This is a genomic window from Sulfuricurvum sp. (genome assembly GCF_019163035.1).
Classification (GTDB): domain Bacteria; phylum Campylobacterota; class Campylobacteria; order Campylobacterales; family Sulfurimonadaceae; genus Sulfuricurvum.
The window spans coordinates 1-1,549 of the sequence record NZ_JAFLKV010000024.1; the positions used below are offsets into that span (position 1 = coordinate 1).

At 44.7% G+C, this 1,549-nt stretch carries 1 protein-coding gene and 1 pseudogene; both read left to right on the plus strand.

Annotated features, from left to right (window positions below):
- Window positions 1-174 (plus strand): annotated as a pseudogene (locus JZU62_RS02250) (3'-5' exonuclease); the annotation flags it as partial.
- 12 nt (window positions 175-186) lie between these two features.
- Window positions 187-1,549, plus strand: a 1,363-nt coding sequence (locus JZU62_RS02255; RefSeq protein ID WP_295011487.1) for an acetate--CoA ligase, incomplete at its 3' end; no start/stop codon positions are given.

Sequence of the window (1,549 nt, forward strand, 5' to 3'; positions counted from 1 at the left end):
CTCTATTTTGATAAAAAAATAGAGCTGATTCCTCAAGGAAATGTTGATTTACGCTTTGATACTATTCTTCGTGATTTAAAAATTCCGAGAATGGGACAGCACAACGCATTGAATGATGCGATTATGACCGCAATGGTCTATATAAAATTAAAAAATACCACTAAATTACACTGAGGAGCCTTAACTATGAGTGATATCGTAAAACCAACTTTTCAACCGAACCGCGAGTTTGCTAAAAATGCCCGCATCAAAAATATGTGTGAATACCATGATCTCCAAACATGGGCAAATGAAGATTATGAAGGATTTTGGGGACATTTCGCGAAAGAGAAAATCGACTGGTTCTCTCCTTACACTCAAGTTCTCGATGAGAGTAACGCGCCGTTTTATAAATGGTTCGTGAACGGTAAACTCAACGTTGCACACCAATGTATCGACCGCCATCTTAGCTCACGCAAAAACAAAGCGGCGATCATTTTCGAAGGCGACCGTGGTGACAAACAAATCATTACTTACCTTGAACTTTATTACAACGTCAATAAATTTGCAAACCTTTTGAAAAATGAGTTCCATGTCAAAAAAGGTGATCGCGTCGTTATCTATATGCCGATGATCCCTGAAGCGGCGTATGCGATGCTCGCGTGTGCTCGTATCGGTGCAATCCACTCAATTGTTTTCGGCGGATTCTCTTCTGAAGCATTGAAAGACCGTATTGAAGATGCCGAGGCAAAAGTCGTTATTACTGCTGATGGAGCATTCCGTAAAGACAAACCGTACATGCTCAAACCGGTTGTTGACCAAGCCATCGATGAAAAGTCTCCGGTACAAAAAGTTCTCGTGGTTGAGCGTAACAACGAAGATATCACATGGGTAGCGGGACGCGACTATTCGTATAACGAATTGATCAAATACCAATCAAGTGTATGTGAAGCCGAAGTAATGGACGCTGAAGATCCTCTTTTCCTCCTCTACACCTCAGGTTCAACAGGAAAACCAAAAGGGGTTCAGCACAACTCAGCGGGGTATATCCTTTGGGCGCAAATGACGATGGAATGGGTATTTGACGTCAAAGAAAACGACACCTACTGGTGTACGGCAGATGTCGGCTGGATTACCGGACACACCTATATCGTCTATGGTCCACTCGCGATGGGTGCTACCACTATTATGTTCGAAGGGGTTCCGACCTATCCGGATGCGGGTCGTCCGTGGAAAATGGTCGAAGAGTACAAAATCAACCAATTCTACACCGCTCCGACCGCGATTCGTGTATTGCACAAAATGGGTGAAGATGAGCCGGCTAAATACGATCTTAGCTCTCTTAAAGTCCTCGGAACCGTCGGTGAACCGATCGATCCACCGGCATGGAAATGGTACTATGAGGCAGTTGGCGGAAGCAAATGTGCGATCGTTGATACCTACTGGCAAACTGAGACAGGGGGACATATCGTCTCTCCATTGCCGGGTGCAACTCCGATCAAACCTGCATGTGCGACATTCCCGCTTCCAGGTATCATTGCCGAAATCCTTGATCCTCAAACAGGTATCA